The organism is Ruegeria sp. YKSE079, assembly GCF_059612845.1.
In genome coordinates this window covers 25,048-47,498 of sequence record NZ_JBXWRJ010000018.1, presented here as the reverse complement: position 1 = coordinate 47,498, position 22,451 = coordinate 25,048, and the positions used below count along the sequence as shown (strand labels likewise).

At 59.4% G+C, this 22,451-nt stretch carries 22 protein-coding genes and 2 tRNA genes; 9 read left to right on the top strand and 15 right to left on the bottom strand.

All coding sequences use genetic code 11. From position 1 onward, the window contains the following. Positions 1-3: 3 nt before the first annotated feature. A tRNA-Asn gene (locus tag AC2FMY_RS16275) sits at positions 4-78 on the bottom strand. Between the two features lie 68 nt (positions 79-146). Next, on the bottom strand, positions 147-1,061 hold the full coding sequence (locus AC2FMY_RS16270) for an MBL fold metallo-hydrolase (protein ID WP_496807721.1): 915 nt from the start codon (positions 1,059-1,061) through the stop codon (positions 147-149). 44 nt (positions 1,062-1,105) lie between these two features. On the opposite strand from AC2FMY_RS16270, the gene AC2FMY_RS16265 reads away from it, so the two are divergent. Both AC2FMY_RS16265 and AC2FMY_RS16260 read left to right on the top strand, forming a co-directional pair. After that, positions 1,106-2,425 carry an ATP-binding protein gene (locus tag AC2FMY_RS16265; RefSeq protein WP_496748240.1) on the top strand — a complete coding sequence of 440 codons (1,320 nt, stop codon included), beginning with the start codon at positions 1,106-1,108 and terminating at the stop codon, positions 2,423-2,425. A 95-nt stretch (positions 2,426-2,520) separates the two neighbouring features. Then, positions 2,521-2,748 carry a hypothetical protein gene (locus AC2FMY_RS16260; RefSeq protein ID WP_480750444.1) on the top strand — a complete coding sequence of 76 codons (228 nt, stop codon included), beginning with the start codon at positions 2,521-2,523 and terminating at the stop codon, positions 2,746-2,748. A gap of 32 nt (positions 2,749-2,780) precedes the next feature. On the opposite strand, the gene AC2FMY_RS16255 is transcribed toward AC2FMY_RS16260, so the two are convergent. Further along, positions 2,781-2,857, bottom strand: a tRNA-Ile gene (locus AC2FMY_RS16255). A gap of 107 nt (positions 2,858-2,964) precedes the next feature. On the opposite strand from AC2FMY_RS16255, the gene purM reads away from it, so the two are divergent. The 3 genes from purM (at position 2,965) to rnd (ending at position 5,882) form a co-directional block, all read left to right on the top strand. Continuing rightward, complete coding sequence (gene purM / locus AC2FMY_RS16250; protein WP_480750445.1) at positions 2,965-4,011, top strand: phosphoribosylformylglycinamidine cyclo-ligase; 1,047 nt, start codon at positions 2,965-2,967, stop codon at positions 4,009-4,011. Then, positions 4,008-4,604, top strand: a complete 597-nt coding sequence (gene purN / locus AC2FMY_RS16245; protein WP_496748239.1) for a phosphoribosylglycinamide formyltransferase — start codon at positions 4,008-4,010, stop codon at positions 4,602-4,604. Before purM ends, purN begins: the two co-directional genes overlap by 4 nt. A 117-nt stretch (positions 4,605-4,721) precedes the next feature. Beyond that, the gene (gene rnd, locus AC2FMY_RS16240; RefSeq protein WP_480750447.1) at positions 4,722-5,882 is read left to right on the top strand and encodes a ribonuclease D; all 1,161 of its coding nucleotides are present in this window, start codon (positions 4,722-4,724) and stop codon (positions 5,880-5,882) included. Between the two features lie 6 nt (positions 5,883-5,888). Here the strand turns inward: rnd and AC2FMY_RS16235 are convergent, their stop codons facing one another. Beyond that, on the bottom strand, positions 5,889-6,398 hold the full coding sequence (locus AC2FMY_RS16235; RefSeq protein ID WP_496807720.1) for a hypothetical protein: 510 nt from the start codon (positions 6,396-6,398) through the stop codon (positions 5,889-5,891). 149 nt (positions 6,399-6,547) lie between these two features. Between AC2FMY_RS16235 and AC2FMY_RS16230 the strand changes: the two genes are divergently transcribed. Further along, positions 6,548-6,958, top strand: coding sequence for a SufE family protein (locus tag AC2FMY_RS16230; protein ID WP_480750449.1), 411 nt, complete (start codon positions 6,548-6,550; stop codon positions 6,956-6,958). 9 nt (positions 6,959-6,967) lie between these two features. Here AC2FMY_RS16230 and AC2FMY_RS16225 read toward each other — a convergent pair whose 3' ends face one another. From AC2FMY_RS16225 to AC2FMY_RS16215, 3 genes are all read right to left on the bottom strand, one after another. Next, the gene (locus tag AC2FMY_RS16225; protein ID WP_496807719.1) at positions 6,968-7,633 is read right to left on the bottom strand and encodes a DUF1638 domain-containing protein; all 666 of its coding nucleotides are present in this window, start codon (positions 7,631-7,633) and stop codon (positions 6,968-6,970) included. Positions 7,634-7,709: 76 nt separating this feature from the next. After that, the gene (locus AC2FMY_RS16220) at positions 7,710-8,747 is read right to left on the bottom strand and encodes a Hint domain-containing protein (RefSeq protein WP_496807718.1); all 1,038 of its coding nucleotides are present in this window, start codon (positions 8,745-8,747) and stop codon (positions 7,710-7,712) included. 153 nt (positions 8,748-8,900) lie between these two features. Next, a complete protein-coding gene (locus tag AC2FMY_RS16215; protein ID WP_480750452.1) occupies positions 8,901-9,599 on the bottom strand; it encodes a corrinoid protein in 699 nt (232 codons plus the stop codon). A gap of 298 nt (positions 9,600-9,897) precedes the next feature. Between AC2FMY_RS16215 and AC2FMY_RS16210 the strand changes: the two genes are divergently transcribed. Further along, positions 9,898-10,965 carry a PA0069 family radical SAM protein gene (locus AC2FMY_RS16210; protein ID WP_496807717.1) on the top strand — a complete coding sequence of 356 codons (1,068 nt, stop codon included), beginning with the start codon at positions 9,898-9,900 and terminating at the stop codon, positions 10,963-10,965. Positions 10,966-11,018: 53 nt separating this feature from the next. Here AC2FMY_RS16210 and AC2FMY_RS16205 read toward each other — a convergent pair whose 3' ends face one another. Both AC2FMY_RS16205 and gltX read right to left on the bottom strand, forming a co-directional pair. Next, positions 11,019-12,314 (bottom strand): citrate synthase, encoded by a 1,296-nt coding sequence (locus AC2FMY_RS16205; RefSeq protein WP_480750454.1) that lies wholly within the window; start codon positions 12,312-12,314, stop codon positions 11,019-11,021. Between the two features lie 122 nt (positions 12,315-12,436). After that, complete coding sequence (gene gltX, locus AC2FMY_RS16200; protein ID WP_496748435.1) at positions 12,437-13,837, bottom strand: glutamate--tRNA ligase; 1,401 nt, start codon at positions 13,835-13,837, stop codon at positions 12,437-12,439. A gap of 77 nt (positions 13,838-13,914) precedes the next feature. Here gltX and AC2FMY_RS16195 point away from each other — a divergent pair, with 77 nt between their 5' ends. Further along, positions 13,915-15,930 carry a ComEC/Rec2 family competence protein gene (locus AC2FMY_RS16195; RefSeq protein ID WP_496748434.1) on the top strand — a complete coding sequence of 672 codons (2,016 nt, stop codon included), beginning with the start codon at positions 13,915-13,917 and terminating at the stop codon, positions 15,928-15,930. 7 nt (positions 15,931-15,937) lie between these two features. On the opposite strand, the gene lexA is transcribed toward AC2FMY_RS16195, so the two are convergent. The 6 genes from lexA to AC2FMY_RS16165 form a co-directional block, all read right to left on the bottom strand. Then, positions 15,938-16,636, bottom strand: coding sequence for a transcriptional repressor LexA (gene lexA / locus AC2FMY_RS16190; RefSeq protein ID WP_480750457.1), 699 nt, complete (start codon positions 16,634-16,636; stop codon positions 15,938-15,940). 78 nt (positions 16,637-16,714) lie between these two features. Beyond that, entirely contained in the window at positions 16,715-17,887 is a 1,173-nt protein-coding gene (locus AC2FMY_RS16185; protein WP_496748433.1) for a molybdopterin molybdotransferase MoeA, read from the bottom strand. Beyond that, a complete protein-coding gene (gene moaC / locus AC2FMY_RS16180) occupies positions 17,884-18,357 on the bottom strand; it encodes a cyclic pyranopterin monophosphate synthase MoaC (protein WP_480750459.1) in 474 nt (157 codons plus the stop codon). The genes AC2FMY_RS16185 and moaC overlap by 4 nt, the downstream gene beginning before the upstream one ends. After that, the gene (trpC, locus tag AC2FMY_RS16175; RefSeq protein WP_480750460.1) at positions 18,357-19,169 is read right to left on the bottom strand and encodes an indole-3-glycerol phosphate synthase TrpC; all 813 of its coding nucleotides are present in this window, start codon (positions 19,167-19,169) and stop codon (positions 18,357-18,359) included. The genes moaC and trpC overlap by 1 nt, the downstream gene beginning before the upstream one ends. Then, positions 19,166-20,185, bottom strand: coding sequence for an anthranilate phosphoribosyltransferase (gene trpD, locus AC2FMY_RS16170; RefSeq protein ID WP_496748432.1), 1,020 nt, complete (start codon positions 20,183-20,185; stop codon positions 19,166-19,168). The genes trpC and trpD overlap by 4 nt, the downstream gene beginning before the upstream one ends. Then, complete coding sequence (locus AC2FMY_RS16165) at positions 20,182-20,763, bottom strand: anthranilate synthase component II (RefSeq protein ID WP_480750462.1); 582 nt, start codon at positions 20,761-20,763, stop codon at positions 20,182-20,184. Before AC2FMY_RS16165 ends, trpD begins: the two co-directional genes overlap by 4 nt. A 196-nt stretch (positions 20,764-20,959) precedes the next feature. Between AC2FMY_RS16165 and AC2FMY_RS16160 the strand changes: the two genes are divergently transcribed. Then, positions 20,960-22,435, top strand: coding sequence for a divergent polysaccharide deacetylase family protein (locus AC2FMY_RS16160; protein WP_496807716.1), 1,476 nt, complete (start codon positions 20,960-20,962; stop codon positions 22,433-22,435). Positions 22,436-22,451 lie beyond the last annotated feature (16 nt).

Sequence of the window (22,451 nt, the reverse complement as noted above, 5' to 3'; positions counted from 1 at the left end):
TGTTGGCTCCGGCGGTAGGGATCGAACCTACGACCAATTGATTAACAGTCAACTGCTCTACCGCTGAGCTACGCCGGAACGGTGCGCGCCGTATAGCAACACCGGTTTTCGGCGTCCAGAGGGTTCGGCACGGGAAACGCACATTTTTAACCACTGTGCCGGAACCGCGAGGCCGAAGACAGGGAATCGATCGGTTGAACTTTGGATTTCCCCAAAAGATCAACAAGATGAGCAAAAACATTGCGTTCGGCCGCGGGCAGAAGTGCCACGGGTGTGTCGGTATAGATGCGCTCTGCCAGTTCGCGGGCAGTGAGCGGGGTAGAGTCGAGTTGTTCCAGTATCGCGCGCTCACGTCCCAGCCTGTGCGAAATCAGCCAGTCGAGGCGACCCGCGGGGTCGATCACCGGGGCTCCATGGCCGGGGTGGAATACCGTCCAATCTTTTTTGCGCAACCGGCGGCAGGACGCCATGAAATCGGTAAGGTCGCCGTCCGGCGGAGACACCAGAGAGCTGGCCCAGCCCATCACGTGATCAGCGGTAAAGCAGTGACCGCGCCACGCCAAGGCTATGTGATTGCCAAGATGTCCGGGTGTGTGGATGACTTCCAGTTCCCAACCGTCACCCTGGACGATCTCGCCGTCCGCGACCTCGACACCCGGGCGAAAGTCTTTGTCGATGCCTTCGCCGCCACCAGCCATGCCGTCGGCGGCAAGTTCCCTCATCACGGCGCTGCGCCCGGCCTCTGGCCCACCAAAGGCGAAGACGGTTGCTCCGGTTTGTTCGGCCAAAGGGGCGGCCAGCGGCGAATGATCCAGATGTGTGTGGGTGACGAAAATATGGCTGATGCGTTGGCCGGGCAGCAATGCGGCTTGAATGGCGGCCAGGTGGGCCTTCTGCAATGGACCCGGATCGATAATTGCAAGATCGGTATGCCCCAACAGGTAGGTGTTGGTGCCGCGATAGGTCATGGGAGAGGGGTTGGGGGCGAGGATGCGGCGCAGGCCCGGTTCCAGTTCGAAGGGTACGCCGACAGGCGGTTGGAAATCGTCGGGCGGTTGCATCTTGACCTCTTCCTCTTGTTCCGGTGGCCCGCTACGCTTAGCGCATGTCCTTCCGCTGGCTCAAACCTTATATGCCGCGTAGTCTCTATGCACGAGCGGCCCTGATCCTGGCGCTGCCGATGGTGGTGGTTCTGCTGGTGGTTGCGGTAGCGTTTCTGCAGCGCCATCTGGAAGACGTTACCATGCAGATGACGCTGACGGTGTCGCGCGAAATCAGTTTGCTGCAGGATCAGATGCAGGGCACCTCGAACCGGCAAGACGCGCTTGCCAAAATGGGGCCGACACTGAATGCGCTTGACATGCAGGCGCGGTTTTTGGAAATGCCGGAGGTTCCCGATGTGGATACGCGGCGCTGGTACGATCTGACCGGAAAGATCGTGCAGGAAAACATACACCGGCTGTTGCCTGATGCGAGAGCTGTGCTTTTGCCCAGCAGCCGTGAAACCGTGCTGATTCTGAACACGCGTCTTGGCGCGTTGCAGTTGACGTTCGACCGTCGCCGCCTGTCGCCCGCAGCACCTCATCAGTTGATCGTGACGATGGTGTTTTTTGCAGTGCTGATGACGTCGATTTCCTTTCTTTACATGCGTAACCAGCTCAAACCCATTGCCAAACTGGCGGACGCGGCGCAGGCGTTCGGGCGGGGTAGAGTGGTGCCCTATTCACCACGAGGCGCGATAGAGGTGCGTACCGCCGGCAGCGCGTTTCTGGACATGCGCGCCCGGATCGAACGGCAGATCGAACAACGTACCCTGATGCTGTCTGGCGTGAGCCACGATCTGCGCACGCCGCTGACACGTCTGAAACTCGGGCTTGCGATGATGCCCGACGACGAGGCGGCGCCGCTATTGCAGGACGTCGATGAAATGCAGCGTTTGCTGGACACATTTCTTGATTTCACGCGAGGAGCCTCGGAAGGCGCACCCGAAGTGGTCGACATAGCATCGTTGCTGGGCCAGATCGTCGAGGATGCCAGGCGGGCAGGGCGTCAGGTGGAATTGGGCACATGCGAGGGTTCGGAGCCTGTGACATTGCGCCCGACGGCGATTCGACGGGCGGTCGAGAACCTGATCGGCAATGCGGTGCGCTACGGCACGAGGGCCGACGTGAGCTGTGCCGTCACGTCGAAATCCTTGCGCATTCGGGTCGAGGACGATGGGCCGGGCATCCCGGTCGAACAGCGCGGCGAGGCGATCAAACCATTCGCGCGGCTTGATCCCGCGCGCAATCAGAATCAGGGCGGCGGTGTCGGGCTGGGCCTGGCCATTGTCGCCGATGTGGCCCGTGCCCATGGGGGAATGTTGCGGTTGGGCGAAAGCGAAAAGCTGGGCGGTTTGCGCGCGGATATCGTTATCGCTCGGTAAAAGCCGGAGCGCTTTGGCAGATCGGATGGTATAAGGGGAATGCGCCCGGTGCGAATGAACCCAATTTACCGAGACGCCAGCCAAGGAGGGATAGAATGCCGCAATTCAATGACATGTTCGAGTTGTCGGTCGAGGATGTGGATCTGATCGAAATGGCCTTGCGGACCGCCTCGGCGTCTATTTCACACCGACCGGCGGAAGAGGATGACGCAAACCGAGCCAAACGCGCAGAAACCGTGCGCCGAATCCATGACCTGCTAGGCCGATTGCACGATCAGAAGATTTTCTATCGTCCAAAGGACGGTGTCTATGTCGGCGGCTAAAAACGCAGTTTTCGTAAGTGAAAAGGGCGGATTGGTAGGCCCGGAGGGACTCGAACCCCCAACCAAAGCGTTATGAGCGCTCTGCTCTAACCAATTGAGCTACAGGCCCGCCTGAGCGCATTGCGTATCACGCGTGTCGCCCGCGTCAAGCCTGACCGTTGCATGCAGGCGCACAATCGACTAACCCGCGCTCAAAGCATTCATGAGGGTTCAGCCATGACAACGGGCAAAAGCGGCATGACGTATGCCGATGCGGGCGTGGATATCGATGCGGGCAACGCACTGGTCGACCGTATCAAACCTGCGGCAAAGCGAACCGACCGGCCTGGCGTGGCAAGCGGGCTGGGCGGTTTTGGCGCGTTGTTCGACCTCAAGGCGGCTGGATACAGCGACCCGATTCTGGTGGGGGCAACCGATGGTGTCGGCACCAAGCTGCGGATTGCCATTGATACCGGGGTGGTTGACGGGGTCGGCATCGATCTGGTGGCGATGTGCGTGAACGATCTGATCTGTCAGGGCGCGGAACCTTTGTTTTTCCTTGATTATTTCGCAACAGGAAAGCTGGAGACGGAAACGGCCGCGCGGATCATCGAAGGTATTGCCGAAGGCTGCGTGCGCTCGGGCTGTGCACTGATCGGTGGTGAGACGGCAGAAATGCCCGGGATGTATCCGGCGGGGGATTTCGACCTGGCAGGTTTTGCTGTCGGCGCGATGGAGCGCGGAACGGCGCTGCCTGCGGGCGTGCAGGAGGGTGACGTGCTGCTTGGGCTGGCCTCGGACGGGGTCCATTCCAATGGCTATTCATTGGTTCGCCGGTTGGTGGAACATTCCGGACTTAACTGGGAATCGGAGTGTCCATTTGCCGAAGGCGCGATGGGAAAGGTGCTGCTGACGCCGACTCGGCTTTACGTGAAATCTGCTCTGGCGGCGATCCGGGAGGGGGGCGTGCATGCGCTGGCCCATATCACCGGCGGTGGGCTTACCGAGAACCTGCCGCGGGTCCTGCCGGAAGGCGCTGGAGCGACCATTGACCTTGATGCGTGGGATCTGCCACCCGTGTTCCGGTGGATGGCCGAAACCGGTGGTATAGCCGAGGCCGAGATGCTCAAGACCTTCAATTGCGGTGTAGGCATGATTGTTGTCTGTGCGCCGGACAAAGCCGATGATCTGGCCGCGCTGCTGCGGGCCGAAGGGGAAACCGTATCGCGCATCGGCAGCGTAACCGGAACACCCGGTGTGACTTACACAGGCGCGCTGTTGTGAGTCATAAGCGCGTTGCCATCCTGATATCCGGGGGGGGGTCGAACATGGTGTCGCTGGTCGACAGCATGTCCGGTGACCACCCGGCGCGACCGTGCCTTGTGATGTCGAACGACGCGCAGGCCGGCGGATTGCAGAAGGCGGCGGATCGCGGTGTGCCGACCGCAGTTGTCGATCATAGGCCTTTTGGCGGGGATCGCGCGGCGTTTGAGGCCGAACTGGTGAAACCGTTGCTGGAGGCCGCAGTCGACATTGTCTGTCTCGCCGGGTTCATGCGCGTGCTCACAGGCGGGTTCGTGTCACAGTTTCAGGGACGGATGCTGAATATCCATCCCTCGCTTCTCCCCAAGTACAAGGGGCTCAACACCCATGCGCGCGCCATCGCGGCGGGTGACGCCGAACACGGCTGCACCGTGCACGAGGTGACCGCAGCGCTGGATGACGGCCCCATTCTGGGGCAGGCGCGAATTCAGATCGAACCCGGCGATACGCCCGAATCCCTCGCGGCGCGGGTGCTGAAGTGGGAACATAAACTTTATCCGGCGGTTTTGCGGCGGTTCTCTTCTGGCAACACAACGCCGGTTCTGTTGCCGTGATCCCTTGTCGGCGTTTACAGCCGCGCCAGCTTTGTCCTATGGTTCAGGAATTGCTCGGGGATGTGTGGGGTCTTTGAGTTTTGGAATGAATAAAAAGTGCAAGAAACAAAACCGCTTATGAAAACCCTTACCACCACGCCCGAGCTTGCGGAATTCTGCAAGGCCGCCGCCGCGCACCCTTATGTCACCGTCGATACCGAGTTTCTTCGCGAGCGGACCTATTACTCGAAACTGTGTCTCGTTCAATTGGCCCTTCCCGCCGAGGGGGAGGACAGCGCCGTGCTGGTCGATCCGTTGGCGGAAGGGATGTCGCTGGAACCGTTGCTGGAACTGTTTCGCAACGAAAATGTGGTCAAAGTGTTTCATGCGGCGCGGCAGGATCTGGAAATATTCTGGGTCGAATCCGGTGTATTCCCCGAACCGTTGTTCGATACCCAGGTGGCCGCGATGGTATGCGGATTTGGCGAGCAGGTAGGCTATGAAACCCTTGTGCGCAAGATCTGCAAGCAGGGGGTGGACAAGACCTCGCGGTTTACCGACTGGTCGCGCCGCCCACTGACCGACGCGCAAAAGACCTATGCGCTGGCGGACGTGACGCATTTGCGCAAGATCTATGAGTTCCTGGCGGCGGAGCTGAAGAAAACCAGACGGGACCACTGGGTTGCGGAAGAATTGCAGATCCTGACCGATCCGGCCACGTATGACATTCGCCCCGAAGAGGCGTGGCGTCGCATCAAGACACGCACGAATTCGGCCAAGTTCCTTGCAATGGTTCGGGAACTGGCCAAATTCCGCGAAGCTTATGCGCAGGAAAACAATGTTCCGCGCAACCGGGTCTTCAAGGACGACGCTTTGATCGAACTGGCCTCGACCAAGCCCAGAACCCCGGCCGATCTGGGGGGGTCACGCCTGCTGCTGCGCGAGGCGCGAAAAGGGGCCATTGCCGATGGCATTCTGGCGGCGGTGGCGCAGGGTATTGAATGTCCCCCGGACAAACTGCCAAAGATCGACAAGAGCCGGGACAAGATTCAGGTCAACCCCGCCTTGGCCGATCTGCTGCGAGTGCTTCTGAAATCGAAAACTGAAAGCGCAGGTGTTGCTGCAAAACTGATCGCCAACAGCGCCGAGCTTGATTTGATTGCGGCCGGAGAACGCGATGTACCATCGCTGTCGGGGTGGCGGTATGAAGTGTTCGGAGAAGACGCCCTGCGGCTTTGCGACGGTCAGATTGCGCTGGCAGCCAAAGGGCAGACCGTTCGGGTCGTTCCGCTGGGCTGACCGGCGTCAGCGCCTGCGGGTTTCGCGAGCGTTTTGCGCAGCCGAGACGCGGATGAGCCGAATACCCTCAAGATCCTGTTTGCTCAGATTGACCGCCTCGGTGATTGTGCGAGTGCGTTCCGTCCCTTGCGCGGTGGCATAATCGGGATAGACAACGCGGAATGTGAAGGCGAGAACGCCGTTCTTTTGATCTTCTTCGGATGAATTCAGCCGCAATTGTGCGTCATAGGCACCCTGTCGGGCAGCAACGCCTGTTGCAACCAGTATCGCGCCGGTCGATGTGGGATCCACCCGGAGTTCGGTAACCGTGGCAATAGGAACGCTGATGTCCACGGCTTCAGGCCCATCAAACAGACCTTTGCCGCCTCTTTGCGGGATCAGTGCGTTGGTTTCATCAACCTGTGTTGGTTCGCTTGGCGTGCTTTTGCCGAACCAGTTGGACGGATTTGCGCGAGAGTCGCGCCAACTGCTGCAGGCAGACAGCGTCAAAGCGGCAACCATAAGGAGAACTGGCAAAGATTTGTTCATGACAACCAACACGTTGAAGGAGCAACCTGAAAACGGGTTAGCCTAAATGAACCGGCTTGAAAAGACGTGGCGGGGCTGGACACGGCCCTGGCGCGGGCTTAGGTCACAGTTTGACGAAGATTTGAGAGGATCGCCGCATGGCCAGCCCCGCCTTTGAGGAAATTGTCGAAGACTTCGAGTTCCTGGAGGACTGGGAAGACCGCTATCGTCATGTGATCGAGCAGGGCAAGGCGATGGAGCCCCTTGACGAGGCGCTCAAGGTACCCGCGACCAAGGTGCATGGCTGCGCCAGTCAGGTTTGGTTGCATCCGACCATCGAAAACGGAGTTTTCAGTTTTGATGGTGACAGTGATGCCCTGATCGTGCGCGGCTTGATCGCGGTTTTGCGCTCGCTTTACAATGGCTTGCCAGTGGGTGAGGTTCCCAAGGTCGACGCACGGGCGGAACTGGAGCGGTTGGGTCTGAACGAGCATCTGTCGGCCCAGCGGTCAAATGGTCTGCGCTCGATGATCGAACGTATCCGCGATGTCGCATCAGAGAACGTGTGAGCGGTGCCTTTATTCTGAAACCTGCTCAGACCAATCGGTAAGCGTGGTTTCCAGATCGCCATAACCGGTGAAGCGATATTCGAATTCCAGCCCCATCCGCGCGGCGCAGGTCTTTGCCTTGTCGACCAATGCCGGATCGTTCGTCTGCGCCTGATAGACCAGTTTGGTGTAATTACCAAAATACATGTCCCTGAGCTGTGGATGGCGATCAAGCCCCAAAGGTTTCCATACGAACGCATCAAACTGACGGGTCAGGAAATCGGTGAGGTAAAACGCCGTCGTGTCACTTTCGTCGCGCGCCGAAAAAGCGTCATTGCCTTCGAAAAAGGAATAGCAGTGTGGTCCGGCAACCATTTCGACACCCAGATCGTCACAGGCCCGCTGCAACAAGCCTCCGGTCCCGCAATCGGCGTAGACAACAAAGATCTTCTCGTATTTGGATCTATGCTTGGCGACCGCTTGTTGTACCGCCTCGGTGATTTTTTCCGGTGTGACGTGAAGGATAGCTGGCAGGCAGGTGAGATCCATGTGATCCCATCCATTGCGGTCGCGGATGTCCAGGATTTCCCGCGCCAGCGCGCCACATGCGACCAGCAGGATACGCCCCGAGCTGGTCTTTGCGTCGAACCCGGTGGTCGTAAGATGGCGATCCTGGGGCGGTTGATGTGCGGTCAATCGAGATCTCCTTGTGCGTTGCACTCAGAGTTATCTTCATTGACCGCCGGGGCAAGTCCTGTTCCGACACTGGAAATCAGGCAACCGACACCTGAGTTTCAAACGTAGACAAAGTGGGGCGGGCACTGGGGCCATATGAGGCCAGTCCGTTTGCTTCCATTTCAGGAAAGAGAGACAGGATTTCCTGTTGCGTCGCCTTTTCCATGCTGTTCCAAGCCAATTCGCCGGGATGAAAGCTTTCGCTTATGCACCCATCGGCCCAGATCAACTCGTGACGATCGAAAAGCAGGTGGAAATAGGTGATGCTACCCCCGGGCTGCAACACGATATTCTTGCCGTCGATCAGCGACTTGGCAGGTGCCAGCGCTTCGCGCTGGCCCGTATGAAGTTCGACTTTCCAGTTGCGCACCAGCATGCGGTGTTGTTGCGAGACCAAAAGATCCCGGGTGTTGCCAATGGCGCCTGCGCGGAACAGCACCGGAGCATATGCGCCGGTTGCCTCTACCGTACAGCTGCCGATCCAGCGCAACTCCTGCGGGCCGCTATCCAGTGTACAGATTTGGTCGTCGGGTCTGAGGGTTTCGACGCGCTTCCAGCCTTTGGCGGTCTTGATACGTGTACCTTTGGCGAAACAGGTGACTATGTTCCATGCTTGCCGATCAGCGTTGGTGCCGGCAATGCCTGTGTTTCGTGCAACGCTGTCCAGAGAAATCGATTGTATAGCGCCGGCTTCGAGAGCATCCTGATCGGTATTGGGCGAGAATTCGGGTACGAGATAGGTATTTCCATCAACGTCTTGCGAAATCACAGCGGATATCGTGGCAGTTGAGCCATCGACATAAGTCAGCGTGGCATTGTAAATTGCCACGCCGTCAAAGGTTTGCGCTGGACCATTGTCGATGGAGAATTGCTCGAACGGTGGGTTGTTCATGTCATAGAACGTGCCGACATCCCCGACAGGACTCCAGGTAACAGCGTTTGTATACAATGGGTCGGTTTCGCTTCCGACCGTGAGACCAACAAGAGCCTCTGCATTTTCTGCGTTGCTGTTGCCTTCGACAGTGTCGATCTCGGAAAATGTACCCAGAAAAATAGCGTTGAATGTAGTTGGCATGTGAACCCCTAGAACTTTTAACTATCGCTAAATAACAAGGGGTTAAGATGGGGTAAATTAGGTGGTCGGGGATTGTGGTGCGGTTCACGCACTTGTCATAGGAAAAGGCCGCTCCGTGATCGGGCGGCCTTTTCATAGAGTGGGTGGGGTGTTTCAGCCAGCCATCTGGTTGTGCTTGCGCGAGACGAAATCCTTGGCGGTTTCAACCGCAACTGCCGCGTCACGGCAATAGGCGTCAGCGCCGATGGCCTTGCCAAATTCCTCGTTCAGCGGGGCACCGCCGACCAGAACGATGTATTCGTCACGCAGGCCTTGTTCGACCAGGGTGTCGATCACGACCTTCATATACGGCATGGTGGTGGTCAGCAGAGCGGACATGCCCAGAATGTCGGGCTTTTCGTTCTCAAGCGCTTCCAGATAGTTCTCGACCGGGTTGTTGATGCCCAGATCGACAACTTCAAAGCCCGCGCCCTCCATCATCATCGACACGAGGTTCTTGCCGATGTCGTGGATGTCGCCCTTGACGGTGCCGATGACCATCTTGCCGACGCGCGGTGCGCCGGTTTCGGCCAAAAGCGGCTTGAGGATGGCCATGCCACCTTTCATCGCGTTGGCGGCCAGCAGAACTTCGGGAACGAACAGGATGCCGTCACGGAAGTCGGCGCCGACGATGGTCATGCCACCGACCAAAGCCTTCGTGAGGATGTTATACGGCGTCCAACCCCGTTCAAGCAGGATGTTTACGCCTTCTTCGATCTCTTCCTTGAGGCCGTCATAAAGGTCGTCAAACATCTGTTCGACGAGTTCCTCGTCGTTCAATTCCGACAGGACGATGTCTTCTTCATCCGACATAAGCCGTTTCCCTGAGCTAAAGGGGCAAAGCCCCCGAGTGGCAATTTGGTCCGTTTTGCCAGTTTGCCATAATTTCACTGTGTCGATTGCGACATGGGCCGCTACGCAACCGACGTATAGGAAATATTTTGCCTCAGATCGATTGAATGTTCTTCAGAAAGAAGCTGAGGCCGCCTCATATCCATCTCGTGCAGCTTCAACTCGCACAAGGTTGGGTTTTGCTTAAATGGCTGACCGAGAATATTGCAGATGTTCACGTATTGTTCTAAATGGATTGTGGTTCATGTGGGAGATTGCAATGCCGCTGCACGTACATGCGCCCGGCAGGGGCGTGACGTCGAACAAAACGGGACAGTTCGAAAAGCACAGTACCGTGTCCGTGGACGACGGTTGGGATCTGGAAGAAGACGTGCCAACACTGCGCACGGTGGTGAGCGACGAGATCGCCCGAAGCCTGATCACGTTCAACCGGTCCCCGGACTTGCCGTTCGATCGTTCGATCAACCCGTACCGCGGGTGCGAACACGGATGTTCCTATTGTTTTGCGCGCCCAACACACGCTTATCTGGGGCTGTCACCAGGGCTGGATTTTGAAACGCGGCTTGTCGCGCGACCGAATGCGGCTGAAATCCTGCGTCGGGAATTGAGTGCGCGGTCCTACAAGGTTGGCGCGATTGCCTTGGGCACAAATACAGACCCGTACCAGCCGGTAGAAAAAAATCGCCTTATCACAAGAGCTTGCCTGGAGGTTCTGGAAGAATTTCGGCATCCGGTGGCGATCGTGACCAAAGGGGCATTGATCGAGCGCGATCTGGATGTTCTGTCTCGTTTGGCAAAGCAGGGGTTGGTGCGCGTGGGGATATCCGTCACGACACTGGACCCGGTTCTGTCGCGCAGGATGGAGCCGCGCGCACCCGCGCCCAGGCGCCGATTGCAGATGATCGAACGGTTGACCGGAGCAGGCGTGCCCGTGCGCCTGATGACTTCGCCGATAATTCCCGGCCTGACGGATCACGAACTGGAGGACATATTGCAGGCCGGGCGGGATGCGGGGGCAGATGCGGCCAGCTGGATCATGTTGCGGCTGCCACGCGAGGTGTCGCAGCTGTGGCAGGAATGGTTGGCGCAGCACTATGAGGGCCGCGCGGACAAGATCATGTCGCGTCTACGCGATATGCATGGCGGCAAGGACTATGATCCACGCTGGGGACATCGCATGCGGGGCGAGGGGCAATATGCCGAAATGATTTCGCAGCGGTTCAAGGCCGCAACGCGCAGAATCGGATTGTTGATCCAAACACCACCACTGAGGTGCGATCTGTTTCGGGTGCCCGCCCAGTCCGGCGATCAGTTGTCGCTGTTCTGAAGACGAAAATGCCCCGCCGATGGCGGGGACATTTTTTCGGCTGTTTCTGTCGGTCAGCGCTTTTCGATGTCGACGTAGTCGCGCAGAGTTTCGCCTAGGTACAACTGACGCGGACGACCGATCTTGTTCTGTGGATCGGCGATCATCTCTTTCCACTGGCTCACCCACCCAACGGTACGCGACAAGGCGAAGATAGGCGTGAACATGGAGGTCGGAAAGCCCATCGCTTCGAGGATGATGCCCGAGTAGAAGTCGACATTCGGGAACAGCTTCTTGTCGATGAAATACGGGTCTTCCAACGCCTGCTTCTCCAGCGCCTTGGCAACCTGAAGTTTGGGGTTGTTCTCAACGCCCAACAGATCCAGCACCTCGTCGGCGGACTGCTTCATCACTTTGGCGCGGGGGTCAAAGTTCTTGTAAACGCGGTGGCCAAAGCCCATCAGACGGAACGGATCGTTCTTGTCCTTGGCGCGGGCGATGTATTCGGGAATGCGGTCAACCGAACCGATCTCTTCCAGCATTTCCAGGCACGCCTGGTTGGCGCCGCCATGAGCAGGCCCCCAGAGACAGGCGATACCGGCTGCGATGCAGGCAAACGGGTTCGCACCCGAAGACGAGGCCAGACGCACGGTCGAGGTCGAGGCGTTCTGTTCGTGATCGGCGTGCAGCGTCAGGATGCGATCCATCGCGCGGCTGAGGATCGGGTTAACCTGAAAGTCCTCGGCCGGAACGGCAAAGCACATGTACAGGAAATTGGACGCATAATCGAGGTCGTTGCGCGGATACATAAACGGCTGGCCGACAGAGTATTTATAGGCCATCGCGGCAATGGTCGGCATCTTGGCGATAAGGCGATGCGTTGCGATTTCACGCTGCCGTTCGTCATTGACATCGGTGGAGTCGTGATAGAACGCGGACATCGCACCGACGACACCCACCATGGTTGCCATCGGATGAGCGTCGCGACGGAACCCACGGAAGAAATAGTGCATCTGCTCGTGGATCATCGTGTGGCGGCTGATCGTGGTCTCGAAATGCTCGAGTTCCTCAGCCTGCGGCAGATACCCGTAAAGCAGCAAGAAGCAGACTTCAAGGAAATGCGATTTCTCGGCCAGCTGGTCGATCGGATAGCCCCGGTGCAGCAGTTCGCCCTTTTCACCGTCGATATAGGTGATGGTGCTGTCGCAACTTGCTGTCGAAGTAAAGCCGGGATCATAGGTGAACACATCCGCCATGCTGTAAAGCTTGCGAATATCAATCACGTCCGGGCCAGCAGTCGGAGAAAAGACCGGCAGCTCAAAGCTTTTACCATGTACAGTCAGAGTGGCTGTTTTTTGGCTTTCAGTCATGGGTGTCCCTTCCTCAATCATACGCGGCGCGGACCGATGTCCGTACCTGCGGGCAACGGCTGCGCATGGCTGCGCAGTCCTGGTCTTTGCGGAGCAGCGTTGCCCGACCGAAGGTGCGGGACCTAGTTCACTGCATCGGAAAGCCGTGCCAGGGTTTCTTCTCGCCCCAACACAAGCATCATGTCAAATACCGAAGGCGTTACTGCCCGACCTGCCAGCACCGCCCGCAAGGGACCGGCCAACTTGCCGAACTTGACCCCCTGCATTTCAGCGAATGCGTTGAGGTTATCCTCCAGTCCATCTCGCGTCCAGCTAGCATTTTGCAGATGCGGCGTCAATTCATTCAGTATACCGTCGGATACTGACGCGAGGGCGGCTGCTGCTTTCTCATCTGGCTCAATTGGTCGGGCCGTGAGGATAAAATGAGCTTTTTCAAGAAGTTCCGGAAAGGTTCTGGCCCGATCCTTGAGGCAATACATCGCACGTTCAAGGTCGCTTGATTGCGTTGCTGTAAGCGCGGAAAGATTTGCTGCGGCAAGATAGGCTTCGATCTCCTGCCGCAACGCAGCATCACTCGCAATCGCTATGTGCTGACCGCACAGGTTCTCCAGTTTCTTGAGGTCGAAGCGCGCAGGGCTTTTGCCGATACCATCAAGGTCGAACCATTCCTGCGCCTGAACATCGGTAAAAAATTCGTCATCCCCATGGCTCCAGCCCAGGCGCGCCAGATAATTACGCATGCCCGCGGCCGGATATCCCATCGCCTGATACTCCTGCGCCCCGAGTGCGCCGTGACGCTTGGACAGCTTTTTGCCGTCTGGTCCGTGGATCAGCGGAATATGTGCCCACACGGGCACATCCCAACCCATGGCTTCATAGATCATCATCTGGCGCGCGGCGTTGTTGAGGTGATCATCGCCGCGGATGACGTGTGTGACCCCCATGTCGTGGTCGTCCACCACCACGGCCAGCATGTAAACCGGCGTCCCGTCCGAACGCAGCAGGATCATGTCGTCAAGCTGGTCGTTGCGGATGGTGACGTCACCCTGAACCTTGTCGCGGATAACCGTGACACCATCTTGCGGCGCCTTGATCCGGATCGCGAAAGGCGTATCGGGATGTGTCGAGGGGTCGGCGTCGCGCCACGGGCTGCGATATAGCGTGGATTTTCCTTCGGCCCGCGCCTGTTCGCGAAAGGCCGCAATTTCGTCCTGTGTTGCAAAGCATTTGTAGGCTTTGCCCTGAGCCAGTAGTTCGTGCGCAACTTCGGCATGGCGCGCTGCGCCTTCGAACTGGCTGATCACATCACCATCGTGATCAAGCCCCAGCCAGCTCAGCCCCTGCAGAATCGCATCCGTGGCCTCGGGCGTGGACCGCTCGCGATCGGTGTCTTCAATCCGCAACAGGAATTTGCCGCCCCGACCGCGGGCATAGAGCCAGTTGAACAGCGCGGTGCGTGCGCCTCCGATGTGCAGAAAGCCGGTGGGAGAGGGGGCAAAGCGGGTGACGATCTTTTCTGACATATCTGGCGTTTACCTTTTGGTAACCAATGAGGTTCTAGTTTGCGCTTGTCTAACGAGCCAGGCGGGCAGGAGCAACCATGCGCATACTGGCAAGGGTCGAGGCGGCGATGCTGGCTCAGCGCGGGTTTCTGTTTCCCTGGGTGCCGGTGTTTCTGGCCATCGGGATCGGGGGGTACTTCGCTCTGAGCCGCGAACCCGGTCCGTCCGAATACGTCGGGGCGGGGCTGGTGATGCTTGTTTCGCTTCTTGCTGCATGGTTTGCAACCGCCGCGTGGGCACCAATTGCATGGGCGCTGGCGCTGTCGGCCGGGGGTCTGATCCTTGCCGGGGCGCACGCGCACAACGTGGCAGAGCCGATTCTGCAATGGCGCTACTATGGCCCCATAGAGGGGAGGGTCGTAGGCCTGGATCGGTCTGCTTCGGATGCGCTGCGGGTAACGCTCGATCAGGTGCGCCTCAACGGTGTACCGGAGGGGGAGCGCCCCGCGCGCATCCGAATTTCCCTGCACGGTGGCACCGTGCCGCTGGTACCGGGCCAAAGGATCATGACGACCGGACATCTGTCGCCGCCGCAAGGGCCGGTGGAACCCGGCGGATTTGATTTTCGTCGTCACGCATGGTTTCAGCGCCTCGGGGCCGTAGGGTATACGCGCGTGCCGGTCTTGACTGCTTCGCCGCCCGGAATGGGGCGGGAAGGTGTTCGGATATCAGCGGTGCGGACCGCGATCTCCAATCACATTCAAACCGAGTTGCCGGGGGATCTCGGTGGGTTTGCAGCTGCCGTGACCACCGGAGACCGGAGCGCGATCGGACAGCAAACGCTGGATGCGCTCAGGGCATCCAATCTGGCCCATCTGCTTGCAATTTCCGGGCTTCACATGGGGTTGCTGGCCGGATTTATTTTTTCCGCCACACGTATCGCCCTGTCCCTGATTCCCGCACTGGCGTTGCGCGTGCCGGTCAAAAAGATTGCCGCTGTGCTGGCGCTGGGGGCCGCCACCGCCTATCTGTTGCTTTCAGGCGGCAGCGTCGCGACCGAGCGCGCCTATGTCATGGTGGCAGTCATGTTATGTGCAATCCTCGTGGACCGTCGCGCAATATCGCTAAGGGCGGTGGCGGTTGCGGCCACGATCGTGCTGGTCCTGCAACCTCAGGCTTTGCTCAGCCCCGGTTTCCAGATGTCCTTTGCCGCGACCACCGCACTGGTCGCCGTGTTTGGCGCGCTCCGGAACTCTGAGATCGCGGTGATGCGCGGTCCATTCCGGTCTGTTTTTGCGCTGGTCTTGTCTTCGGCGGTCGCCGGCCTTGCGACGGCGCCGGTCGCGGCAGCGCATTTCAATGCGCTGGCACATTTTGGCCTGTTGGCAAACCTGTTGTCCGTTCCTGTGATGGGAAGCCTTGTCATCCCGGCGGCGGTTCTGGCGGCGTTGCTGGCTCCGTTTGGACTGCAATGGATCGGTTTGGGGCTGATGGGGGTCGGCCTGCGCTGGATACTGGCCGTTGCGGAGTGGATTTCCACGCTTGACGGCGCAAGGGGTTATGTCGTCAGTCCACCGACCTATGTGTTGCCTGCGCTGGCTCTGGCCGCGTTATTCCTGATTCTGTGGCAGGGGCGCTTCCGCTGGTTCGGTGCAGTCGGCGTGGTCGCCGCGCTCTCCTTGTGGGGGCAGGGGACGCGGCCCGAAATTCTTGTGGCGGATACCGGCGCCTTGGTCGGCGTGATGACGCCAGAAGGGCGCGCACTCAGCAAGGCGCGCGGAGCGGGATTCATTGCGTCAGTTTGGCTGGAGAACGACGGGGATGGGGCAGACCAGCAACAGGCGGCGCTACGCTGGCCTCAGGATGAGGACATGCTGCGCCGGATTGATCTTGGCGATGTCGAGCTTGTCCACATTACCGGCAAAAAGATGGCCGGTGGCCTCACCACGTGCTCGGAGAAACAGATCGTTGTCTCTCAGGTTCCACTAAACCTTTCGGGCGATTGCCTTTTGTTCGATCCGGCCAAGTTGTCCATGACGGGGAGCCTGGCGATTTCCGGCGGTCAGATCCAACAAAGCCGCGCGCTTTCGGGAGCGCGGCTTTGGTCACCGTAGGCAGGTATCAATACGTTCGGATCAGCCCGACCAGCCGTCCCTGCACCTTGACCTTGTCGGCAGGAAGGACGCGGGTTTCATAGGCGGGGTTCGCGGCCTCCAGCGCGATGGTGGCGCCCCGGCGAAAAAAGCGTTTCAGAGTGGCCTCCTGATCCTCGACCAACGCAACGACGATGTCGCCGTTGTCGGCGACCGAGGTTTCGCGGATCACCACGACATCGCCGTCGTTGATCCCGGCTTCAACCATCGAGTCGCCGCGCACCTCCAGCGCGTAGTGCTGTCCCTTGCCGGATAGCATGGAACCTGGAACCGCGACCTGATGCGAGACATGGCTGATCGCCTCGATCGGGACACCGGCGGCGATCCGGCCCATGACAGGCACCTCGAGCGCATGAGCCACGACCGGTTCGACATTTGCGGGACGCGGCCCTTCCGGGCGGTCGCCATCGATTACACGGGGTTTGAACCCGGTCGTTGGTTCGCCGCCCAGGCTTTCGGGCAGTTTGACAATCTCGATGGCGCGGGCGCGGTGCGCGAGGCGGCGGATGAAGCCGCGTTCTTCCAGCGCCGTGATCAAACGATGGATGCCGGACTTGGACCTGAGATCCAGCGCCTCTTTCATCTCGTCGAAACTGGGTGGCACGCCATCCCGTTGCAGGCGCTTGTGGATGAATTCCAGCAAATCCAACTGCTTCTTTGTCAGCATCGCTCATACCTCGTCGTTCATGCGTTTGCTTTTGTTCTACGCATGTTCACGTTTTGTGTCAACGGATATGAGCCAGTTCTACAATGGGAGATACAAGACCTGGTCCCCGGCATTACGTGCGGGCTCGTCCGGTGGTCGCACCAGCAGGGCATCGGCGCGGGCCAGAACGCTGAGCAGGGAACTGTCCTGATCGTCGCAGGCGCGGATGCCGTTTTCGTCGATCGTGGCGCGCATATAGTGCTCGCGCGGTCCATTCCGGGACAGCGGCGCGGCAAGGCGTGCGCGGCGAAAGGCGGGCACGACATCCGACAGGCCAAGCATGCGCCGCACCATGGGCGCGAGAAACAGATAGCCACAAACCATTGCCGACACCGGGTTGCCCGGCAGGCCGACCATTGGCGTCTGCCCGATGCGCCCGGCCATCAATGGTTTTCCGGGCCGCATTCGGATCTTGTAGAACGCGCGCTCCATGCCCAGTCCGGCGGCTACATCGGCAACCAGATCGTGGTCGCCTACGGATGCGCCGCCGATGGTGACAACCAGATCGGCCCCTTTGGCCAATCCAAACGCGGTCTCCAGCGAGGATATCGTATCGCGGGCAATCGGCAGGATGCGGACATGTGCCCCGACCCCTTCAAGCAGCGCCTTGAGGCCAAACGTGTTCGACGCGATGATCTGATCGGGGCCGGGGATTTCACCCGGCATGACCAACTCATCCCCGGTCGAGATCAGGGCAATCTCGGGCTTTTTCACAACCGGAACTTCCGGGATATTCATGGCCGCCATCAGGGCGACATCCTCGGCCCGCAGAACGCGAGGTGCCTGAATTATTGTTCCTTTTGCGAAATCGATGCCGACGGGGCGGACATTCGACTTGGTACCGGGATCACGTGAAATGGTGATCAGATCTCCACGGCGATCGACATCCTCTTGAATGACAACGAAATCCGCGCCGTTGGGCATCGGGGCGCCGGTAAAGATGCGAACCGCCTGACCCGCGCCCACAGTGGTGCTGAAACGGTGGCCCGCTGCCGCCTCGCCAACCACTTTGAACATCGCGTGCAGTTCGACCTCTGCGGATTTGACGGCATACCCGTCCATCGATGAAGCCGCGAACGGGGGCTGATCGCGGGTTGCCGCGACTTCTTCTGCCAGAACACGCCCGGCAGCATCCGTCAGGCCAACGGGTTCGGTTGGCAATGGCGAAACCAGATCGAACAGCAGAGAGCGGGCTTCGTCTACCGTAATCATTTCGCCTCGTAACGACCGGATTTTCCACCATCTTTCAAAAGAACGCGTATACCGCCGATTTCCATCGCCTTATCGACGGCCTTGGCCATGTCATATACGGTGAGCGCGGCTGTCGAAGCAGCCGTCAGCGCCTCCATCTCGACGCCTGTCTGGCCAGATGTCTTGACCGTTGCCTCGATGCGCACGCCGGGAAGTCCAGGGTCCAGCGTCAGTTCGACGGCAACCTTCGTAACCGGCAGCGGATGGCAAAGCGGGATCAGATCCGGTGTTTTCTTTGCCCCCATAATGCCCGCAAGCCGAGCAACGCCCAGAACATCACCCTTTTTTGCGCGACCTTCTGAAATGATTTCAAAGGTTTCCTGCGCCATCTTGATGTGAGCTTCGGCTACGGCCACCCGGTCAGTCACCGCCTTGTCGGAGACGTCCACCATATGAGCGTCGCCCTTGCTATCAAAATGCGTGAGTGACATTACATCGTACCTCGCACCAGAGGGTTGGCCAGCAGACTGCGCGTCGCCTCGGCAACATCTTCCTGGCGCATCAGGCTTTCCCCGATCAGAAAGCTGCGCGCACCATAGCGGGCGATATCGGCCAGATCCTCTGGCGTGTTCAGGCCGCTTTCACACACAATCATCCGGTCGACCGGAACAAGTTTCGACAATCTGCGCGTCGTATCAAGAGTGGTCTCAAAGGTCTTGAGATTGCGGTTATTTATTCCGATCAACGGGCTTTTGAGGTCGGTCGCACGCTCAAGTTCCGCCTCATCATGCACCTCGATCAAAACGTCCATGTCCCAATCAAAGGCGGTCTGTTCCAGCTCTGCCGCCTGCCCATCGTCGACCGAGGCCATGATGATCAGAATACAGTCCGCCCCAAGCGCCCGTGCTTCGGCGACCTGATAGGGATCATACATGAAATCCTTGCGCAATGCGGGCAGGTCACATGCAGCACGTGCCGCCGTCAGGTATTCCTTTGCACCCTGAAAGCTGGGCGTATCGGTCAACACCGACAAACAGGACGCCCCGCCGGCTTCATACGCCTGAGCCAGGGAAGGAGGATCGAAGTCTGCACGGATCAACCCTTTGGATGGACTGGCTTTTTTGATTTCGGCAATCAACCCGTACCCGGATCGGGCCGCAGTTGTCAGCGCTTTGGCGAAACCGCGAACCGCGTCGGCATCACGTGCTTCGGCCTCGACCTCTTGCAGAGATTTTCGTGCTTTGTCAGCGGCAACTTCTTCAAGCTTATAGGCTTTGATCTTGTCCAGTATCGTCTCGGTCATGCGCCTTCCTGTGTAATTCGGGCCAGTGCGGCGGTCTTTTCCTTTGCCTTGCCGCTGTCGATGCTCTCAGCCGCCATGGCAACGCCGTCGCGCAAGTCGCTAACCTTGTCGGCCACAACCAGTGCCGCAGCCGCGTTCAGCAACACCGCGTCGCGATAGGCCGAGGGTGCGCCATCCAGAAGCGCACGGAAGGCGACTGCGTTCTCCTCTGGCGTGCCGCCAAGGATGTCTTCGAAAGGGTGTACGGCAAGCCCGGCATCTTCGGGATGCAACTCAACATCCTTGACCGCCCCGTCCTCCAACGCGGAAACCCAGCTGACACCGGTAATGGTCAACTCGTCGGTGCCGTCCGAACCGTGAACCAGCCAAGCGCGCTCTGCCCCCAGAACGCCAAGCGTTTCGGCCATGGGGCGGATCAGGTCGCGGCTAAAGGCCCCGGTCAACTGGCGCTTGACGCCTGCAGGGTTGGTCAAAGGACCCAGAATATTGAAGATTGTGCGTGTGCCCAGTTCCTGCCGGGTTGGCATCACATTGGCGATCGACGGATGGTGCATGGGTGCCATCATGAACCCGATCCCGACCTCATTCAACGCTTTTTCAACAACTTGCGGACCAACCATCACGTTGATGCCCAACTGTCCCAACGCATCCGCCGCACCCGATTTCGAGCTGAGATTGCGGTTTCCGTGTTTGGCGACCGTCACCCCCGCGCCAGCTACGACAAAGGCGGTGGCCGTCGAGATGTTCAGAGTACCCTTGCCGTCACCCCCGGTCCCCACAATGTCCATCGCGCCCTGGGGCGCTTTTACGGCGTGGCATTTCGCTCGCATCACGGCGGCGGCGGCGGCGTATTCATCCACCGTTTCGCCCCGGGTGCGCATGGCCATCAGCAGGCCGCCGATCTGGCTGGGCGTGGCCTCACCTTCGAACAGGATGGAAAAGGCGGCCTCGGCCTCGGCCCGGGTCAGGGCGCGGTCGGCGGCCGCCCCGATCAGCGGTTTCAGCGCATCGCTCATGCAGGGACTTTCATTTCTTTCAGGAAGTTTTCGAGCAAAGCATGACCATGCTCGGAGGCAATCGATTCGGGGTGGAACTGTACGCCGTGGATCGGCAGTTCCTTGTGCTGAAGGCCCATGATGGTTCCATCTTCGAGCTCGGCGGTGATTTCCAGGCAATCCGGCAGGCTTTCGCGCTCGACCACCAGGGAATGATACCGCGTGGCTTCAAACGGAGAGGGCAGGCCAGCAAACAAACCCTTGCCGGTGTGATGCATCATTCCCATCTTGCCGTGAACGATTTCATGGCAACGCACCACCTTGCCGCCAAAAGCCTGACCGATTGTCTGATGGCCAAGGCAGACGCCCATCAAGGGTGTTCGTGTTTCCGCGGCAGCTTCGGTGAGGGCGAGACAAATGCCTGCCTGATCGGGATCACAGGGGCCCGGGCTGAGCAAAATGCCCGCCGGGTTCATCGCCATCGCCTCCTGTACATCCAGCGCGTCATTTCGGCGCACGACCATCTCGGCGCCCAACTCTCCGAGATAGTGAACGAGGTTGTAGGTAAACGAGTCGTAGTTGTCGATCAGCAGCAGCATCTTGGTACGTGTCTTGACTTGGGCATATTGGGACTGGCGTTGCGGTCCCGGGCCACATTACAATGTTCGGGACATACATGCTCAGGCTTGTGCGGCAGCGTCAAGGGCACTTACGTCCCTTGCATCCGCGCAGGTCAGGGCCGCATAACGCGGTGAAACCGGAATTGGCGACAGACCAGGATAGGGGCAAGCAGAGATGCAAGGTTTTCTGGGAGGGGTTCTAGTAGGCGCGGCCATGCTGGTGGGCGCGGGGGTTTATCTGTCGCTGACGTCTCCGATGGCGCGCAACCCCGAAGTGGGCAGCGTAACACCGGTCCCCGCTTCGGTCGAGCAAGCATCAACAGACGAGACGGTGGACAAGGCCGGGGCGGATGCCGATGTGGTGGAGCTTGCACCGCGCGCTCTGGACCCCGAGCCGGTGGACGACGATAATGTCACGGTTCTCGAAGAGACAGACAAAACGCCGATTTCACGCCCGGAACTTGCAACAGATACCAATGCGATCACCTCGCCGGAGATTTCGACAGACGTCGCCGTAAACGTTGCGCCGGTGGCGCCGGTCGAACCGGTCCAGCCGGCTGCCCTGCCAACATTCCCCCAGCATGACGTCGAGTTGGTTCAGGTTGATGAAAGCCCTGCGCAGCCGTCGCCTGCAAAAGCACCTGAGGTGGCGGAAATTCCGCCGCGACAGAATGATATTCCCGCACCATTGTCTGTTCCGACAGCAGAGACTGAGTTGCCCGAGGCCGACACCGAAGTGGCGGCCCTGCAGCCGGAAAACGCTGAGCCCGACTTTTCTGCAGAACAAATAGAGCCGGAACAACAACCGGTACCTGAAACGCCCGATCTCCCCAAGGTGCGTGAGTTACCGCAGATCGGAGGCGATGATGCGGCCTCTACCGCGTCAGGCGTGGGCACGCCGGTGGTTCCGCTGACTGAACGGGACGACGAACCGCAACAACAGTCCGACGGAGCAACGGCGCAGGAAGCGGCCGGTCCACCGATCGAGGAATATGCCGCTGACTTTGAAAATCCGGGCGGTCGGCCGTTGATGGCAATCGTTCTGATCGACGATATCGGGTCCTTGGGTGCCGAGGCATTGGCGGACTTTCCCTATCCACTTACCTTTGCGATCAGCCCGGTCGATCCGGAAGCCAGTGAAAAAATGGCCCGTTACCGGACGGCCGGTTTCGAAGTCATGATGATGACCGATATGCCACTGGAAGCGACCGCAAAAGATGCCGAGGTTTCGCTGGCGGTCTGGCTTGAAACCTTGCCCGAAACGGTCGGCATTCTCGAAGGCACGTTGACCGGTGTCCAGGGCAACCGGGACCTTGCCGAACAGGTCACGGCCATTGCGGGCGGCACCGGGCGCGGAGTGGTCATGCAGGACAATGGCCTGAACACCGCACAGAAACTTGCGGCGCGTAACGGCGTTCCCTCGGCAGTGGTGTTCCGGGATTTTGACGGTGCGGGTCAGGAGCCCAAGGTGATGCGGCGTTTTCTGGATCAGGCGGCATTCCGGGCCGGGCAGGAAGGTTCCGTGATCATGTTGGGTCGGGTGCGCCCTGACACCATCTCGGCGCTGGTGCTTTGGGGCCTCCAGGACCGCGCGAGCCGGGTTTCTCTGGCGCCGGTCTCAGCGGTTCTGAAAAGCGGGGCCGGGGGGTGATGCAGGGCTGGCGGGT

What these genes read in the sequence shown, in the direction of transcription:
- AC2FMY_RS16270 (WP_496807721.1), bottom strand. Translation starts at nt 1,061, where the DNA reads ATGCAACCGCCCGACGATTTCCAACCGCCTGTCGGCGTACCCTTCGAA.
- AC2FMY_RS16265 (WP_496748240.1), top strand. Translation starts at nt 1,106, where the DNA reads ATGTCCTTCCGCTGGCTCAAACCTTATATGCCGCGTAGTCTCTATGCA.
- AC2FMY_RS16260 (WP_480750444.1), top strand. Translation starts at nt 2,521, where the DNA reads ATGCCGCAATTCAATGACATGTTCGAGTTGTCGGTCGAGGATGTGGAT.
- purM (WP_480750445.1), top strand. Translation starts at nt 2,965, where the DNA reads ATGACAACGGGCAAAAGCGGCATGACGTATGCCGATGCGGGCGTGGAT.
- rnd (WP_480750447.1), top strand. Translation starts at nt 4,722, where the DNA reads ATGAAAACCCTTACCACCACGCCCGAGCTTGCGGAATTCTGCAAGGCC.
- AC2FMY_RS16230 (WP_480750449.1), top strand. Translation starts at nt 6,548, where the DNA reads ATGGCCAGCCCCGCCTTTGAGGAAATTGTCGAAGACTTCGAGTTCCTG.
- AC2FMY_RS16220 (WP_496807718.1), bottom strand. Translation starts at nt 8,747, where the DNA reads ATGCCAACTACATTCAACGCTATTTTTCTGGGTACATTTTCCGAGATC.
- AC2FMY_RS16215 (WP_480750452.1), bottom strand. Translation starts at nt 9,599, where the DNA reads ATGTCGGATGAAGAAGACATCGTCCTGTCGGAATTGAACGACGAGGAA.
- AC2FMY_RS16210 (WP_496807717.1), top strand. Translation starts at nt 9,898, where the DNA reads ATGCCGCTGCACGTACATGCGCCCGGCAGGGGCGTGACGTCGAACAAA.
- AC2FMY_RS16205 (WP_480750454.1), bottom strand. Translation starts at nt 12,314, where the DNA reads ATGACTGAAAGCCAAAAAACAGCCACTCTGACTGTACATGGTAAAAGC.
- gltX (WP_496748435.1), bottom strand. Translation starts at nt 13,837, where the DNA reads ATGTCAGAAAAGATCGTCACCCGCTTTGCCCCCTCTCCCACCGGCTTT.
- AC2FMY_RS16195 (WP_496748434.1), top strand. Translation starts at nt 13,915, where the DNA reads ATGCGCATACTGGCAAGGGTCGAGGCGGCGATGCTGGCTCAGCGCGGG.
- lexA (WP_480750457.1), bottom strand. Translation starts at nt 16,636, where the DNA reads ATGCTGACAAAGAAGCAGTTGGATTTGCTGGAATTCATCCACAAGCGC.
- AC2FMY_RS16185 (WP_496748433.1), bottom strand. Translation starts at nt 17,887, where the DNA reads ATGATTACGGTAGACGAAGCCCGCTCTCTGCTGTTCGATCTGGTTTCG.
- moaC (WP_480750459.1), bottom strand. Translation starts at nt 18,357, where the DNA reads ATGTCACTCACGCATTTTGATAGCAAGGGCGACGCTCATATGGTGGAC.
- trpC (WP_480750460.1), bottom strand. Translation starts at nt 19,169, where the DNA reads ATGACCGAGACGATACTGGACAAGATCAAAGCCTATAAGCTTGAAGAA.
- trpD (WP_496748432.1), bottom strand. Translation starts at nt 20,185, where the DNA reads ATGAGCGATGCGCTGAAACCGCTGATCGGGGCGGCCGCCGACCGCGCC.
- AC2FMY_RS16165 (WP_480750462.1), bottom strand. Translation starts at nt 20,763, where the DNA reads ATGCTGCTGCTGATCGACAACTACGACTCGTTTACCTACAACCTCGTT.
- AC2FMY_RS16160 (WP_496807716.1), top strand. Translation starts at nt 20,960, where the DNA reads ATGCAAGGTTTTCTGGGAGGGGTTCTAGTAGGCGCGGCCATGCTGGTG.